The sequence below is a fragment of the Alcanivorax sp. genome (genome assembly GCF_002726155.1).
Lineage (GTDB): Bacteria > Pseudomonadota > Gammaproteobacteria > Pseudomonadales > Alcanivoracaceae > Alcanivorax.
Map to the genome: position 1 here is coordinate 132,976 of NZ_PBSH01000005.1, position 16,236 is coordinate 149,211.

Genomic DNA, 16,236 nt, shown 5'->3' on the forward strand with positions numbered 1-16,236 from the left:
CAGCGGAACCGTAGGGCGGAAATGGTCGCAGGCCATCTCCGCCAGCCCGCCCGACAACCGAGAGAGCACGCGTACCATGAGGGTTACCGTTAACGCCATTACCACCTTGCTTCTCACCCTGCTGATCACGGCCTGCGGCTGGCAGCTACGTGGCACCACCAGTGTTCCCACCATGGAAAGCCTGACGCTGATTGGTGCCAGCACAGAACTGAAATACAGCCTGGAAGACGAACTGGAGAACCAGGGCGTACTGGTGCACAACGAATCCCCCTACGAGCTGATTATTGAAGACGAGGAGTGGATGCGCCGCACCTCCGCCGTGGACAATCAGGGCCGCCAGGCAGAAATCGAATTGCGCTACACCCTCTACTGGCATCTGCGTGATGTAAAAACCGGTGCCCTGCTGACCACACCCAAACGCATGATGGCGCTGCGCAGCCTGCCCTGGTACCCGGAAAACGCCACCGCCTCCTCGGATGAAGAGCAACTGGTGCGCGATGACTTGTACGAAGACATGACCTTCCGGCTGATCAACCAGATCGCCGTGGCGTCCAAGGGGTGGGAGACCTACTGATGCGCCTGCGCCCCGAGCAGCTCGGCAAGCACCTGTCCGCGACGCTGTTGCCGGTGTATCTGGTCGCCGGCGATGAGCCGTTACAGCAGGGAGAGCTGCTCGACGACTTGCGCCGGGCAGCCCGTGACCAGGGTTTTGACGAACGCCAGCGTTTTTCCAGTGACACCGGCATCGACTGGAATGCCCTGCTCAACGAATCGCAGAGCATGAGCCTGTTCGGCGGCCGCCGCATTCTCGAGCTGGTGCTCAACGATAAACGCCCGGACAAGACCGGCAGCCAGATTCTTCGCGATGTGCTCGCCGGCCTGAAAGGCGGAGCCAGTAGTGACACCCTGTTATTGATTCGCTGCTCGCGACTGGATCGCCGCAAGGACTGGAATAGTGCCTGGGTCAAAGCCGTGGATGAAATGGGCGCAGTGATCGAAGTCTGGCCTGTGGAAGGCAAGGGGCTGCGCAACTGGCTACAGGAACGCCTGACCAGCCGTGGCCTTCGCGCCAACGAAGATGCTCTGGCCCTGCTGATTGAGCGCAGTGAAGGCAACCTGTTGGCCGCCGCCCAGGAAGTGGACAAACTAGCCTTGCTGGTGGACGACGGCCAGGTCGGCCCGGAAGACGTACAACAGGCAGTGGGCGACTCCAGTCGCTACTCACCCTTCGACCTCACTGAGGCCACCGCGCAGGGCGACAGCCAGCGCGTCATGCATATTATCCAGACCCTGCGCGCCGAAGGGGTGGAGCCACCGGTGCTGCTGTGGGCCCTGAGCCGCGACATCCGCCTGCTCGATGGCATGCTCGGCGGCGGGCCGCCCCCGCGCCTGCCCCCGCAACGGGTGCGCGCCATGCAGAACCAGGCCCAACGCCTCAACCCACAGCAGCTGCGCATTGCCCAGGCCTGCGCCATCCGCGCCGACCAGTGTGTCAAAGGCATGGCCAAAGGCGACCCCTGGAAACACATCACCTCCCTGGCCCTGCGCCTGGCCGGCCACCCGCTACCGCGCAGCATGGAACGGTAAAAAAGACAGCTGCAAGCGACAAGCTTCAAGCTGCAACGCGAAGAAAGCCCTGTGCCTCATGAATCCCCACAGGACTCCGCGCTGCCAGGCCGAATGCCTATCTGCAGGCGTTCCTCTTGAGGGACGAACCGAGCGTAGCGAGGCAAGAAAGCCAAAATCTATCCGCCGTTCTTTCTGAAACCTGTCGAGTTCTGAGATTCCTGATTGCCCTGCGGGCGATTTCCGCGCAAGCGCGGTTCGCACCTCAAGAGGCACTATTCGCTTCGCTCACCCTTCGGGCCGCACGGAACTACGTGCGTTACTCCGCTACGCTCCGTTCCGACAGCGGCTTCGTAGAAATGCCGAGGTCTTGAGAACTTTCTAACCTTTCTCTATCCAACGAGCGTAGCTCGTAGGATTGGCACAAATTGCCACCCACCAATGGCAACATTCTGCTAGCCTGTTCGTCTTCTTTTTTGTCGGGCCAGAACAACAATGAGCGAACCACGGGACACGTCATCCATCAGCTTTACCGCCCTCTACACCGGGCATGTCTGGGCGAAGGACGGGCTCTCAGCCCCTTTCTTCCGCACTCGCGGTGGCGCTTTCCTGTATGGCGCCCTGGCCCCGTTCGAATATGTGGGCCGGAAGATTGCCGGCGGCAACATTCGCACCTTTCTGCTGCAGCGCCACCTGCTGATTGACCATCGTCTGCATCAACTGATCGACGATGGCGTCACCCAGGTCGTTGAGATTGCCTGCGGCCTGTCCCCCCGTGGCCACCGTTTCTGCCAGCAATACCCACAACTGACCTACATCGAAACCGACCTGCCAGACATGGCCCGGCGCAAGCAGCAACTGCTCACCGAACACCATGTTCTCAGCGAACGTCACAAGGTCATGCCAATCAATATTTTTGCGGACGACGGCGACCTGAGCCTGACCCACGTGCTCGGGCAGCTGGACAGCAGCAAGCCGGTGGTCGTGATCACCGAGGGGCTGGTGAATTATTTTCCGTTAGCCGTGATTTCCGAGTTCTGGCGCAAACTGGCCACGGCCCTGCAACGCTTCCCGCAAGGCACTTACCTGACCGACAATTACCCGCTTTACCATGGCATGCCATTCTACCACACCCTCAAAAATCTGGGGCGTCTGCTCGGCGCCATATCGCGCAGCCAGGTGGGTTTTCATTTTCATTCCGATGAGCAAACCGTCAGCCACTTCCTGCAGCTGGGCTTCGACGATCTCACCGTACACAACCCCGCTGATTTCTATACCCAGCTTCCCATCCCGCAAACCCGGGGCAATCCCATGGTGCGGATTCTGGAAGGCGTCGTATCGGCTTGAAGCACAAAGCGCTTCCATAAAAAAACCGGCGCAAATGCCGGTTTTTTTATGGGTGCAGCTTACGTTTTAAGAACTACCCATAGATACGCCGCACTTTTTCATCCTTGTCCCGACGCAAAAAATATTCACCCTGCTTCAGTAACTGGGTAAACCGCTCCGCCGCCTGAATGTTTCCGTGTTTGAACAGGCAACGCAGGTAACCCTCGCCGTCGTAATCAAACACCAGCAACTCCAACGTCAGCTCCGGGCTGTCCATATACAGGGTACAATCACGGGCGTGATCCGCCAGGGAAAAACCCGGCTCGTCCAGTTTCAACAGACAACCAAAGAAATTGATATCCACGACAGTCACTGGCTTATTGAAACGAAAGCGGTCACCCACCCGGGATTCGCTGATGACATGCCCGTGGTTGTTACAGGGTACCAGGCGTTCAGCCCGGCGGCGCTCGATCTGGCCGTATTCCCCTTTGCTGAAACGGCGGATACCCTCCACGTTTTCCAGGGTTTCACCGCGCAGGAAAGTCGAAAACAGGTCGAGAGACACTTCACGTTTCTCCAGCTGCGGCAGGTGATCTGCCCCCTTGATCAAGGTGAACTGGGCATTGGGACAATTTTCCGCAAAGGAGGCATTTTCCCAGGGCAGGGTAAAACTGTCGAACTCACCGGTGGTAACCAGGGTGTCGCATTCCGGGTAGCCAAGCAGCCCCTCCACCGACAGCAAACGCCGACCGTTGATTTTGTAACGCTCGCACTCATTATCCGACAAGCGCTTCATCTGGCGGTAGAACAACTTGCGGGCCGTGGGGCTGATACCGGTGTCGTCCATGCGGTCGTAGTTGACCAGATACAGCACCACCGCCTGGCTGAACTCATCCATGCGCCCCTGCTCCAGAACCCGTACGGATTCTTCCACCAACATTCGCCAGCTCTTGCGCGGGCGGGTCACGATCCCCGCCACAATCAGCTTGTCGGTGGCTTGCGGGTATTTGTAGGCAAAAGTGCTGGCAATCGCCGAGCCCAGCGACAACCCCATCAGATGGACCTTTTTCAGACCGGATTGCAGGCTGAACTCATAGAGTAGATCGGCCAGATCCTCCATACTCAAATCCGGCGCGATCTGGGTGTTGTTACCCAGCGACGGCAAGTCCACCAGAATGACGGGAAAGTCTTCGTAAATGCGTTCTACGCAATACTTGTAGGAAGTGAAGTTCTGGAAGGCCCCGCCTACCACCAACAATGGCGGCTTATGTGCGTTGGCAGGACTGGAAAATGCCAGGTAATCGATGCGCCACTTGCCGACCCACAGCTGGATAGCATCGGCCTTGATCGCAGAACGGGTATATTCCTGATACTGAAAGCCCATAGTGATTGGCTCCATTTGGCCCACGTTGTTCTTGTTTTATGTAGCGCCTGTACCCTGCGCCGATCTTTCTTTTTACTTATGACAATATTGTTTTTGCCATCAACTGCACTACACCTAATGGCACAAACGTACCAATGAAATCAGCCATTTAACGGCATTTGTGTAGCAAAGGATTTCAATTCTTCACCATTTGTGAGCAAGCGTAAAGCACCAGTTATCGCTATAATGCCGCCTTTCGCGGGCGGAAAAATCAGTCCAGGCTGGCCGCTGATCCAGCCGATGAAGCCAGCGGCCCCTGATCACCGGATTTCCCCTACCTGCCCGGCGGGGTTATGCCGCACAATGGCCAGGCAACGCTTCACCGCTCGCAAGACACCAACAGATCGAACGCAGAGAACTGAACGCAGACAATTATGGATATCCAGCAATACATGCAACGCCTGGGTGAGCAGGCCCGCCAGGCTTCCCGAGCCATGGCCCGCGCCAACTCCGGCGACAAAGACAAGGCACTGGCTGCCATCGCCAACGCCCTGCGCAACCACCGCGACGCCATTTTGCGCGCCAACGAAAAAGACCTGGAGGCCGGCCGCAGCAATGGCCTGGAAGCCGCCCTGCTGGACCGTCTGGCACTGACACCCGAACGTTTCGACGGGATGGTAGAAGGCCTGGAGCAAATTATTGGTCTGGCTGACCCGATCGGTGTGATCACCGACCTGGCCTACCGCCCATCAGGCATCCAGGTCGGCAAAATGCGTGTACCACTGGGTGTCATCGGCATTATTTACGAATCACGCCCGAACGTGACCATCGATGCCGCCGCCCTGTGCCTGAAATCCGGTAACGCGGCCATCCTGCGTGGCGGTTCCGAGGCCATCAACGCCAACCAGGCCATCGCTGAATGCATCCGCGAAGGGCTGCGTGCCGCCGGCCTGCCGGAAGCAGCCGTCCAGGTGGTGGAAACCACCGACCGCGCGGCCGTTGGCGAGCTGATCACCCACCCCGAATACGTGGACGTGATCGTGCCCCGTGGCGGCAAGGGCCTGATCGAGCGCATCAGTAACGACGCCCGGGTACCGGTCATCAAGCACCTGGATGGCAACTGCCACACGTACATTGATGAGCAGGCCGATATCGCCAAGGCGATCAACGTGGCGTTTAACGCCAAGACCCAGCGATACGGCACCTGCAACACCACCGAAACCCTGTTGGTGGCCAATGCCATCGCCCAGCAGGTACTGCCAGAGCTGGCCGCTCAATACCAGCAGGCGGGCGTAGAGCTGCGCGGCTGTGAGCAAACTCGCCATCTTCTGGAGGGAATGGGCGTGTCCGACATACAGTCAGCCTCAGAAGCTGACTGGGAAGAGGAATACCTGGCACCGGTACTGGCGGTGAAAATCGTCAAGGATATCGATGAAGCCATCGAACACATCAACCGCTACAGCTCGGGCCACACCGAAGCCATCATCACCGAGAACTACACCCTGGCCCGCCGCTTCCTTACCGAAGTGGATTCCAGCTCGGTCATGGTCAATGCCTCCACCCGCTTCGCCGACGGTTTCGAATACGGCCTGGGTGCGGAAATCGGTATCTCCACCGACAAGATCCATGCCCGCGGCCCGGTAGGCCTGGAAGGGTTGACCAGCCAGAAGTGGGTGGTATTGGGTGATGGGCATATACGGCAGTAACGCTGACACGCTCCACGCACCACGCTGGCACGCGGAGCCCCTGGCCAGCGTGTTGCGTGTAGCGTGATGCGTGCCAGCGTTCCCTTAGTCCTCTTCGGCGGCACCTTTGATCCGGTTCACCGGGCACATATCAGTGCCGCCCGAGCCGTGTCCAGAGTGCTCGATGGCGCCCCGGTGCACCTGCTTCCCAATGCAGTGCCGCCGCACCGGCCGCAACCGCTGGCCAGCGGCGAGCAGCGCCTGCGCATGCTGGAGCTGGCCTGTGCCGAGCACCCGCACCTGCACCCGGATGGCTGGGAACTGGCCCAATCAGGCCCCAGCTACAGCCTGGCCACCCTGCAGCATTTTCGCCAACAACACCCCCAGCGGCCGCTGGTCTTCATGATTGGCGCCGACAGTTTTGCCAGCCTGCACCAGTGGCACCAGTGGCGCGACTACACCACCTTATGCCACTTGGCCGTGGTGCCACGCCCGGACAGCCCGCTGGCTGACGATGCCGTACTCAGCGCCTTCCCGGAAACCGACGCCGCGGGTCTGACGCAACAAGCCAGTGGTTTGCGGCTGATGCTCAAACGCCCCTTTCTGGACGTGTCTGCCACCGCCATCCGTCAGGCCCTGGCGGAAAAAGGGCGCTGCCCGGCACTGGATGACACCGTGATTACCCATATTCATCGCCACGACCTGTATAATGTGGCGAAACTCACTCCCTTTAACGAATCATGAGGCCCCATGAGCGCTGACACTCCGCTACTGCAACTGGTCATCGACGCCCTGGAAGAAGTCAAAGCCCAAAACATCACTCCGCTGGATGTGCGTGAAATTACCAGTGTCGCGGACAATATGGTTATTGCCAGTGGCACCTCCAACCGCCATGTGAAAGCGCTGGCCGACAGCGTCGCCGATGCCGCCAAGACCGCTGGCTACCCGCCCATTGGCACCGAAGGGGAAAACACCGGCGAGTGGATTCTCGTGGACCTGGGTGATGTCATCGTTCACCTGATGCTGCCCGCTACCCGAGAGTTCTACGACCTGGAACGGCTGTGGAAAAACCCCCAGCACCACCCGGACCGCGACCAACAGCAAGATCACTGATCCATGCGCATTGTTCTGCTGGCCGTCGGCACCCGCATGCCAGCCTGGGTGACCGAGGGCTTCAGCGAATACCAAAAGCGCATGCCCCCGGACATGCGCATGGTGCTGGAGGAAATCCCTATGCCCAAACGCGGCAAGGGAGACAGCGCAAACCAAATTCGCACAGAAGCCGATGCCCTGCGCAAACGTCTGGATAAATACCCAAGCGCTAAAACCGTGGCACTGGAAGTCAATGGCCGCGCGCTGGACACTCACGCCCTCAGCCGTAAACTGGGCGAGCTAAAAGACGTGGGGCAGGATCTGATACTGCTGGTAGGCGGGCCCGATGGCCTGTGCCCGCAACTATCGGCCAGCGCCCAGGAACGCTGGAGCCTCTCGAACCTGACGTTGCCCCACCCGCTGGTTCGAGTATTGCTGGCCGAGCAGCTTTACCGGGGCTGGACGCTACTGACCGGGCACCCCTATCATCGCTGATCGTTATCGCCTCACACAGACGCCAACATGCGCCGACCATTAACGCTGAAAGACCATCACCACGAGCAGCGCATTTTCAGCGTGCGTCTCGTCGTGGGCGTTATTCTGGTGCTACTACTCACCAGCGTACTGGTCGGTCGCATGATCTGGCTGCAAGTCATCGAGCACAACCGCTACACGACCCTCAGTGACAACAACCGGGTGCAAACCCAGGCGGTCGCCCCACCCCGTGGGCTGATTACCGACCGCCACGGCGAAATCCTTGCAGATAACCGCCCTGACTTTTCCCTGGAAGTGATCATTGAACAGGCTGGCGATCTCGACCAGCTGCTGCTGGAACTGGGCAAACTGATCGAACTGGATGAAGGAGACCGAGAGCGTTTTGAAAAACGCCGTCGCACCGCTCGTCGTCCCTGGGAGCCGGTCCCCCTGCGCGGCCGGCTCACGGAAGAGGAAATCGCTCGCCTGGTAGTCAACCAGCATCGGCTGGCCGGGATCCGCATTTCCGCCGACCCGATTCGCCACTATCCCCACGGCATTCTGTTTTCCCACGTGCTGGGTTACGTCAACCGGATCAATGTGCAGGATCTGGACGCCATGACCCTGGATCAACAGCGCAACTACGCGGGCACGCATTTCTACGGACGCAGCGGCATCGAGCGTTTTTATGAAGACACCCTGCACGGTGAAGTCGGCTATCGGCAGGTGGAAACCAATGCCCGCGGACGGATTCTGCGCGTGCTGGAAGAACAGGCTCCCGTGCCAGGCCAACCACTGCGCCTGCGCCTGTCCATGCGGGTGCAGCAGGCCGCTTACGATGCCCTCGGCGAGCGCCGCGGCGCCGTCGTGGCCATTGATCCCCGTGATGGCAGCGTGCTGGCGTTCGTCAGCCGCCCGGGTTTCAACCCCAACCTGTTCGTCACCGGGATTTCCTACAAAGATTACTCCGCCTACCGCAACGATCACGACAATCCGTTGTTCAACCGGGCCTTGCAGGGCCGCTATCCGCCGGGCTCCACCATCAAGCCCATGTACGGGCTCGCCGGGCTGGATGCTGGAGTCACCAACTGGGAACGCACCATTTTCGACCCCGGCTACTATCAACTGGAAAACGATCCACACCGCTACCGGGACTGGAAGCGCTGGGGCCATGGCCGAGTCGATTTACGCGACGCCGTGGTGCAATCCTGCGACACCTACTTCTACGACATGGGCTTTAAACTGGGCATTGAGCGCATGCACCGCTACATGAACCAGTTTTCCCTGGGCCAACCCACCGGTATCGATTTGTACAACGAATCCAGTGGCATCATGCCGTCCAAGCAATGGAAAAAGGCCGCCCGCGGTCGCCCCTGGTTCCATGGCGACACCATCAACGCCAGCATCGGCCAGGGATTTGTCCTTGCCACACCGCTGCAACTGGCCAACGCTACAGCCATCATGGCCAGCCACGGTAAACAGATCATTCCTACCCTGGCAGGCGAACGCCAGCCGGTGGAGCGAACCGACATCGTTCTGAATGATCAGGACAATTGGGAAAAAATGACCGAAGCCATGGTCGGTGTCACCGAGCTCGGCGGTACCGCACGGGCCATGGCCTCAGGGGCAAAATACGAGATTGCTGCAAAATCCGGCACCGCCCAGGTTTTTTCGGTGGGCCAGGACGAAACCTATAACGAGGACGAGCTGGCAGAACGCCTGCTGGACCACGCCCTGCTGGTCTCCTTTGCGCCCGCGGAAAAACCGGCCATTGCCGTGGCCGTGCTGGTAGAAAACGGCCGCCATGGCGGTTCTACCGCCGGGCCCGTAGCCCGCCAGGTCATGGACGCCTGGCTGCTAGATCAACAGGGCGAGCTGAATGTACCGCCGGTTTTCGCCAACACACCAGTCACCCCACCGTCCAATGCTCCCGCCGACGGTGCGGATAACGAGGACCGCCCATGAGCCAGCGCGAATTTATCCGCCAGATGCCTGGCCAGACCGGCGCCTCGCTATCCCCCGGGCTGGCGTTACGTTTGCACCTGGACCCACCGCTACTGGTGGGCCTGTTGCTGCTTATGTTCGGCGGTCTCAGCGTTCTTTACAGCGCCGGCGGCGAAAGCATGGATCTGGTGGTGCGCCAGTGCATCCGTTTTGGTGCCGGCCTTACCGTGCTATTTCTATTGGCTCAGATTCCACCCCGCAGTTATCGTTTCTGGGCACCGGTGATTTATTCCATCGGCTTGGTATTGCTGGTGTTGGTGCTGGTCATCGGTACAGAAGCGAAAGGGGCGCAACGCTGGCTGTCCATCCCCGGGGCAGGACGCTTTCAACCGGCAGAGGTGATGAAACTGGCGGTACCCGCCATGGTGGCCTGGTATTTCAGCGAACGCACCCTGCCGCCCAAGCTCACGGATGTAATCGCCGCCCTGCTATTGCTCGGGGTGCCTGCCATGCTGATCGGCTTGCAGCCAGACCTGGGCACCGCCATTCTCATCGCGGCCAGCGGGCTGGTAGTACTGTTCATGGCCGGGCTCTCCTGGCGGCTGATCGCCGTGGCGGTCATCATTGTGGTTACCGCCGCACCGTTGATGTATTTCTTCGTGATGCACGATTACCAGCGCAACCGGGTCGACACCTTCCTCAATCCAGAAGCCGATCCCCGTGGCACCGGCTGGAACATCATCCAGTCGAAAACCGCCATCGGCTCCGGCGGTGTCAACGGCAAGGGCTGGCTCGACGGCACCCAGTCGCGGCTGGATTTCCTGCCGGAATCGTCCACCGATTTCATTCTCGCGGTACTCAGTGAGGAATTCGGCCTGGTGGGTGTCGTCATTTTATTGATGATGTACTTGGTGATCGTCGGCCGCGGCTTCTTTATCAGCTGGCAGGCCCAGGACACCTTCGCCCGACTCCTTGCCGCCAGCCTGGTGATGACATTTTTTATTTATGTTTTCGTGAACATTGGGATGGTGTCAGGACTCTTACCTGTCGTAGGGGTGCCTTTGCCCTTGATCAGCTATGGCGGCACGTCGGTCGTAACACTGCTGGCCAGTTTCGGCATGTTGATGTCGATTCACACCCATCGACGGCTGATGAGTTACTGAACGCGTGGCGAGAAAACCCGTTGTTGCGGGCACCTCACCGCAACAACGCGGTCCATGGAAATAATGAAAACAGGAGATACCCCTTTGCGTCGTTTCTATCCGTGCATTCCCGGCATTGTTTGCTCCGGCACTTTTTACTCAACCCTTGTGGCCGCTGCTCTGACCTTCACCGCCCTGCCGGCCCAGGCCGAACACACCTGCCCGGAAAACAACGATTACCTGCAACGTAAACCGGCCCAGACCCTGATTCGCGAACTGGTTGCGCAAGGGCAAGATGAGACGCGAGTGCGAGAAGTGCTAGGCAGCGCAGAATGTCAGCCCAAGATTCTCGAATCCATTGCCCGTCCGGCGGAGCACACCCATACCTGGGCCACCTATCAGAAAATTTTCCTGCAGGAGAGCCGGGTGCAGAAAGGCGTGGAATTTGCCCATACCCACGCCGACACCCTGACCCGTGCAGAACAGGCCTACGGCATCCCCCGGGAAATCATTCTCGCCATCATTGGTGTGGAAACCCGCTACGGGGATTACATGGGCACCTACCGAGCGGTTGATGCCCTGACCACCCTGGGCTACGACTACCCGCCCCGGGGCAGCTTCTTCCGCAAGCAGCTCAAAGCCTTGTTCGAACTGGAACATAACGCCCACATCGATGCCAAAACCATCACCGGCTCCTACGCCGGCGCCATGGGCTACGGCCAGTTCATCCCTACCAGCTATCAAGCTTACGCGGTGGATTTCGACAACGACGGCGTGACCGATCTGGTCAACAACCCGGTGGATGCCATCGGATCCGTGGCCAACTATTTCAGCGAGCACAACTGGAAACCCGGGTTGCCCGTAGCCGCCAGAGCACACCTGGATGGCAACGGTTACGTGCCGCTGGCCAAAAAAGGGTACAAGCCATCCTTTACCCTGTCACAGGCCAACAACGCCGGGGTCTCCGCGCTCAGCTGCAACGATGATCGACTGGTCAGTGAATACTGCTTTGATCTGCCCGCCAGCACCCGGGTTGCCCTGCTTGACCTGGAAGGCACCGACGGCGCGGAATTCTGGCTGGCCACCGACAACTTTTATGTGATTACCCGCTACAACCACAGTCGCCTGTACGCCATGGCCGTGTTACAACTATCACGACAACTGGCTACCGCCCTGGAGGATAATCAATGAAACGTCTGGCTTGTGCCGTGATTACCTCAGCCTTCCTCGGCGCTTGTGCCACGGCACCCGGGCCCGCTGGCGACAGCGACACCCCTGCTGCCAATAATGGCGCACCGGGCTCGGATCGCTACAGTATCCACCAGGACACCGCGCCAGAAGAGCGTCGGGATATCTCCCGGCTGCCGGAGCCGGTACCCAAAAAAGAACCCCGCAGCCGCTACGGTAATCCGGAGTCCTACAGCGTGTGGGGCAAGACCTATCAGGTATTGCCCCAGGCGGACGGCTACGTGGCCGAAGGCAAGGCCTCCTGGTATGGCCAGAAATTCCATGGCCACCGCACCTCCAGTGGCGAGTCGTTCGATATGTACCAGTTCACCGCCGCCCACCGCAGCCTGCCCTTGCCCACCTATGCCCGGGTCACCAACCTGGATAACGGCAAAAGCCTGGTGGTGCGCGTCAACGATCGCGGCCCCTTCCACGAAGATCGCATCATTGATCTGTCCTGGGCCGCCGCTGTGCGCCTGGGCATCGAGCAGGCTGGCACCGGGCGGGTGCGGGTCGAAGCGATCAGTAGTCAGCAACAGCCAGACGGCCCCAGCAGCACCGTGCCAACCGCCGTGCGCGCCGCTGTGGACAGCCCTCCCCCTGCAGACACGAACAGCAACACCAGCACCCAAACAGACACTGCCGACAATAACGAGGCCAGCAAAGGCGGCAACCTGTTCCTGCAGGCCGGCGCTTTTTCGGACCAAACCAGCGCACAACGACTGCAGCAGGAGCTGATCAACCAACTGGGCGTAGACACCCGAATACAGCACTCGGGTGACCTTTTCCGGGTCTGGATCGGCCCCTACGAGAGTAACCAGCAGCGCCAGCAAGTACGCGAGACGGTGGCCAATGCCGGTTTTGACCGGCCCATGCCCGTCAGCCCCTGAAAACGCCCATATCAGCCGTTTCTCCGGTTAACAGACCTTCGCCAGTCCTCTAGAATGCAGCCATCAAGTAATGGCACAACGCATCTTTATGGTCTTTATGGAATTTTTTGCCTTTTTCGTGTCCAACTACCCCTTCGGGCTCTTTCCCGGGCGGCGCCACGACACGACCGGCGCATTACTGATTCCCTGAACCATCCAAGGACAACCAACAGGCAGGATACCCATGCGTCCCCAGTCTTTCCGCTTTACCGTTTTTGCTCTCTGTGCCTTGCTCGGCACCGCCCTTTCCCTGCAAGCCCAGGCACAAATGGTCCCCCGTGCGCCGCAGATCGAAGCCAAGGGGTACCTGCTGATGGATGCCGCCAGCGGCCAGATCATCGTCGAACACAATGCGGAACAGCGTCTGCCCCCGGCCAGCCTGACCAAAATGATGACCGCCTACATCGCGGAAGAAGAACTGCAGAAAGGCAACATTTCCGAAAAGGATATGGCACCAATCAGCGTTCAAGCCTGGCAGATGGGCGGCTCACGCATGTTTGTCCGTGAAGGCACCCGGGTCTCGGTGGGCGACCTGCTCCGCGGCATCATCATCCAGTCCGGTAACGATGCCAGTGTGGCCATGGCCGAGTACATTGCCGGCTCTGAAGATGCCTTCGCCGACCTGATGAACCAGCACGCCAATCGCCTGGGCATGGACAGCAGCCACTTCATGAATGCCACCGGCTGGCCGGCCGAAAACCATTTCACCACCGCCAAGGACATGGCGATCCTGGCCCGGGCCATCGTGCGTGACTTCCCTGATCACTACGACTTGTACGCCAAGAAGGAATTCACCTATAACGGCATCACCCAGCAGAACCGCAACCTGCTGCTGTGGCGCGACCCGACCGTAGACGGCCTGAAAACCGGCCACACCGATGAAGCCGGTTACTGTCTGGTATCCTCCGCCAAGAAAGACAACATGCGGCTTATCGCCGTGGTCATGGGCACCGCCTCGGAAAGCGCCCGCGCCCGTGAATCCCAGAAACTGCTGACCTACGGCTTCCGTTTCTTCGAAACCTACAAGGCATACAGCGCCGGTGACGTGCTCGACACCGTGGATGTGTGGATGGGCAAACAGGACCAGCTTCGTTTGGGCCTGGCGGAAGACCTGGTACTGACCATACCCCGCGAAAGCCATGAAAACCTGAAAGCGGAAATCAGTGTCACCCCGCAACTGGAAGCCCCTATTCTGGAAGGCCAGCAGTACGGCACCCTGACCGTGCGCATGGACAACGATGTCCTGGTCAAGAAATCGCTGGTCGCACTGGAGCCCGTCGAGGAAGCCGGCCTTTTCACCAAACTCTGGCACCACCTGCTGCTGTTCTTCAAAGGCTTGTTCTGATCACAGGACGCTTGACCCCAGTAGTCTGACGGCAGAGAAAACCGTCGCAGCCTGAATGGTACATACCACCCGCGCTGCGCCGGTTTTGCATCTGGGCCTGGCAGGTGCGCTAAACTGGTGCCGTCACTGTTACGTCGAGCCCTCTCACATGCCTCAGGTTTATCTCAACGGCCGTTTCATGGCCCCCGAAGCCGCACAGATCTCCCCAATGGATCGGGGCTTCCTGTTTGCGGACGGAATTTACGAGGTCATTCCTGCCTATAACGGCGTGTTGTTTCGTTTCGAGGAGCACTTGGCTCGCCTGGAACGCTCATTGGCCGAGGTGGACATTCACAACCCCCATAGCCGCGAACACTGGCAGACCTTGTGTGATGAGCTATTGCAGCATAATGGCGGCGGCAATCTCTCGGTGTACCTGCAAATCACCCGCGGCGCCGCCGAAAAACGCGACCATGCATTTCCCTCCCCCGCCGTGACGCCCACCGTCTTCATGATGACCAGTCCAATCGCAGTCCCTGCCGCCGACAGTCCGGATACCGCCGTCGGCGCCAAAGCCATCACGCTGGACGATATTCGCTGGGCCCGGTGCGACATCAAATCCGTTTCCCTGTTGGCCAACAGCCTGCTCCGCCAACAGGCCGTGGCCGCCGGCGCGGCCGAAGCCATTCTGCTGCGTGACGGCTTTGTCACCGAAGGCTCGGCCAGCAATGTCTTTGTGGTCAAAGACGGCAGCATTGCCACACCGCCGAAAAGCCACGCCATTCTCGGCGGCATCACCCGGGACCTGGTGGTAGAGCTATGCCAGCAACACGGACTCGCACTGCAAGAAAGGGAAATTACCGAGATACAGCTGCGTCAGGCGGATGAAATCTGGATCACCAGCTCCACCAGGGAAGTGGTACCCGTGACCCACCTTAACAACGCTATAATAGGCAACGGCCAGCCAGGACCTCAGTGGAAAATGCTGGCCCGGCACTATGTTCAGCACAAACGCCGACTTTGCGGCCTTGATACCCCCGAAACACGAGACTGACAGGAGCAGCCCACCCATGGCTATTCAGGAACACCTGTGGGAATTTCCCCATGACATGCAGTTAAAGGTCATGGGCGCCGTAGACGCCCCGCTCGAGGACGCCCTGATCGAGATTCTGACCGCACATCTGGATGATTTTGACGCTGACAAACACCTGAGCAGCAAGCCCAGCAGCAAGGGCACCTTCATCTCCTTTACCGCACAGGTCACCATGCGCAACCGGGAGCAGGTGGAAGCCATCTACAAGGCGCTCAACGATTCGCCCCACGTGAAGATCACCCTGTAGCCACAGCGCCCAGGCGAATACCAAAATCACAAGCTACCAGTGCACAAAACCATTGTGCACTGTATCGCATATTGCCCTTACACTGCGTTACTCACCGTCACAGCCCGACACCGAAGCGCCACCAAGCCGCAATAGGTTTGGAACGAACGTCCCCGTAATGTTGACCGCATAACAACAACACGGGGATAACCACCATGAAAACACTGTCACTGCTATGTCTGTGCAGCTGCCTGTTGGTACTCACCGCTGTTGAAGTACAAACCACCACCCCGAATCAAGTCAGCGCCCGCACGAACAGCGCCATGCCAGCTTCAAAAAACATTATTCCTGCCATGCCTCGCAGCCCGGATATTCTGCAAAGCGTTCACGGTGCCCCCGTGCATTTCGACGCCTTCCAGACCATCAATCTCAACGATGATGACGGCATTGAGTTCGGCATCAGCGTCAAGGAACTGAATCTTCATCTTGTTAACCAGCGGACAGGGAATCGTCTCATTTAAGTCAGGATACTTCTGGTTCTATTGTTGTTACCCCGTGAGGGGTCTGCCTTCAGCCCGGCTTTTTGCCGGGCTTTTTTATGCCGCTCTGCGGCCGCAACAGGCTTCACGCAGCAGGCAACACGCTACAAGCGGCAACGCGGGTTGGGCCGGTCACGGTGACCGATCTACCCGCGAAAGATCAGTTGAAAGTTCAAAGTGAAAAGTTGAAAAGAGCAGAACCAAGGAACTATTTCGTCTTCCCCTATCCCATTTTTGCTGCGTTCTGCGTTCTGCGTTCTGCGTTCTGCGTTCTGCGTTCTGCGTTCTGCGTTCTGCGTTCTGCGT

At 59.2% G+C, this 16,236-nt stretch carries 17 protein-coding genes; 16 read left to right on the top strand and 1 reads right to left on the bottom strand.

The genetic code is table 11. From position 1 onward, the window contains the following. Nucleotides 1-76 precede the first annotated feature (76 nt). From CL546_RS01970 to CL546_RS01980, 3 genes are all read left to right on the top strand, one after another. The gene (locus CL546_RS01970) at nt 77-574 is read left to right on the top strand and encodes an LPS-assembly lipoprotein LptE (RefSeq protein WP_290492701.1); all 498 of its coding nucleotides are present in this window, start codon (nt 77-79) and stop codon (nt 572-574) included. Next, nucleotides 574-1,587, top strand: coding sequence for a DNA polymerase III subunit delta (holA, locus tag CL546_RS01975; protein WP_290492702.1), 1,014 nt, complete (start codon nt 574-576; stop codon nt 1,585-1,587). The genes CL546_RS01970 and holA overlap by 1 nt, the downstream gene beginning before the upstream one ends. A 474-nt stretch (nt 1,588-2,061) precedes the next feature. Further along, entirely contained in the window at nt 2,062-2,913 is an 852-nt protein-coding gene (locus tag CL546_RS01980; protein WP_290492704.1) for a class I SAM-dependent methyltransferase, read from the top strand. 73 nt (nt 2,914-2,986) lie between these two features. On the opposite strand, the gene CL546_RS01985 is transcribed toward CL546_RS01980, so the two are convergent. Continuing rightward, complete coding sequence (locus CL546_RS01985) at nt 2,987-4,276, bottom strand: alpha/beta fold hydrolase (protein WP_290492706.1); 1,290 nt, start codon at nt 4,274-4,276, stop codon at nt 2,987-2,989. A 413-nt stretch (nt 4,277-4,689) separates the two neighbouring features. Here CL546_RS01985 and CL546_RS01990 point away from each other — a divergent pair, with 413 nt between their 5' ends. The 13 genes from CL546_RS01990 to CL546_RS02050 all read left to right on the top strand — a co-directional run. Next, complete coding sequence (locus CL546_RS01990) at nt 4,690-5,961, top strand: glutamate-5-semialdehyde dehydrogenase (RefSeq protein ID WP_290492708.1); 1,272 nt, start codon at nt 4,690-4,692, stop codon at nt 5,959-5,961. Nucleotides 5,962-6,027: 66 nt separating this feature from the next. Further along, nucleotides 6,028-6,684 carry a nicotinate-nucleotide adenylyltransferase gene (nadD, locus tag CL546_RS01995; RefSeq protein ID WP_290492710.1) on the top strand — a complete coding sequence of 219 codons (657 nt, stop codon included), beginning with the start codon at nt 6,028-6,030 and terminating at the stop codon, nt 6,682-6,684. A gap of 6 nt (nt 6,685-6,690) precedes the next feature. Beyond that, on the top strand, nt 6,691-7,053 hold the full coding sequence (gene rsfS / locus CL546_RS02000) for a ribosome silencing factor (RefSeq protein ID WP_290492712.1): 363 nt from the start codon (nt 6,691-6,693) through the stop codon (nt 7,051-7,053). A 3-nt stretch (nt 7,054-7,056) separates the two neighbouring features. After that, the gene (rlmH, locus tag CL546_RS02005) at nt 7,057-7,527 is read left to right on the top strand and encodes a 23S rRNA (pseudouridine(1915)-N(3))-methyltransferase RlmH (RefSeq protein WP_290492714.1); all 471 of its coding nucleotides are present in this window, start codon (nt 7,057-7,059) and stop codon (nt 7,525-7,527) included. Nucleotides 7,528-7,554: 27 nt separating this feature from the next. Continuing rightward, on the top strand, nt 7,555-9,471 hold the full coding sequence (gene mrdA / locus CL546_RS02010) for a penicillin-binding protein 2 (RefSeq protein WP_290492716.1): 1,917 nt from the start codon (nt 7,555-7,557) through the stop codon (nt 9,469-9,471). After that, entirely contained in the window at nt 9,468-10,613 is a 1,146-nt protein-coding gene (rodA, locus tag CL546_RS02015; RefSeq protein WP_366603371.1) for a rod shape-determining protein RodA, read from the top strand. The genes mrdA and rodA overlap by 4 nt, the downstream gene beginning before the upstream one ends. 84 nt (nt 10,614-10,697) lie before the next feature. Continuing rightward, nucleotides 10,698-11,783 (top strand): lytic murein transglycosylase B, encoded by a 1,086-nt coding sequence (gene mltB, locus CL546_RS02020; protein WP_290492718.1) that lies wholly within the window; start codon nt 10,698-10,700, stop codon nt 11,781-11,783. Beyond that, nucleotides 11,780-12,709 (top strand): septal ring lytic transglycosylase RlpA family protein, encoded by a 930-nt coding sequence (locus CL546_RS02025; RefSeq protein ID WP_290492719.1) that lies wholly within the window; start codon nt 11,780-11,782, stop codon nt 12,707-12,709. Before mltB ends, CL546_RS02025 begins: the two co-directional genes overlap by 4 nt. A gap of 223 nt (nt 12,710-12,932) precedes the next feature. After that, the gene (locus tag CL546_RS02030) at nt 12,933-14,093 is read left to right on the top strand and encodes a D-alanyl-D-alanine carboxypeptidase family protein (protein ID WP_290492720.1); all 1,161 of its coding nucleotides are present in this window, start codon (nt 12,933-12,935) and stop codon (nt 14,091-14,093) included. 148 nt (nt 14,094-14,241) lie between these two features. Then, nucleotides 14,242-15,126, top strand: a complete 885-nt coding sequence (gene dat / locus CL546_RS02035) for a D-amino-acid transaminase (RefSeq protein WP_290492721.1) — start codon at nt 14,242-14,244, stop codon at nt 15,124-15,126. Nucleotides 15,127-15,142: 16 nt separating this feature from the next. After that, nucleotides 15,143-15,412, top strand: a complete 270-nt coding sequence (locus CL546_RS02040; RefSeq protein WP_290492723.1) for a YbeD family protein — start codon at nt 15,143-15,145, stop codon at nt 15,410-15,412. A 194-nt stretch (nt 15,413-15,606) separates the two neighbouring features. Beyond that, nucleotides 15,607-15,912 carry a hypothetical protein gene (locus CL546_RS02045; protein ID WP_290492725.1) on the top strand — a complete coding sequence of 102 codons (306 nt, stop codon included), beginning with the start codon at nt 15,607-15,609 and terminating at the stop codon, nt 15,910-15,912. Nucleotides 15,913-15,989: 77 nt separating this feature from the next. After that, nucleotides 15,990-16,236: hypothetical protein (locus tag CL546_RS02050; protein WP_290492727.1), on the top strand; the 247-nt coding region annotated here is incomplete at its 3' end.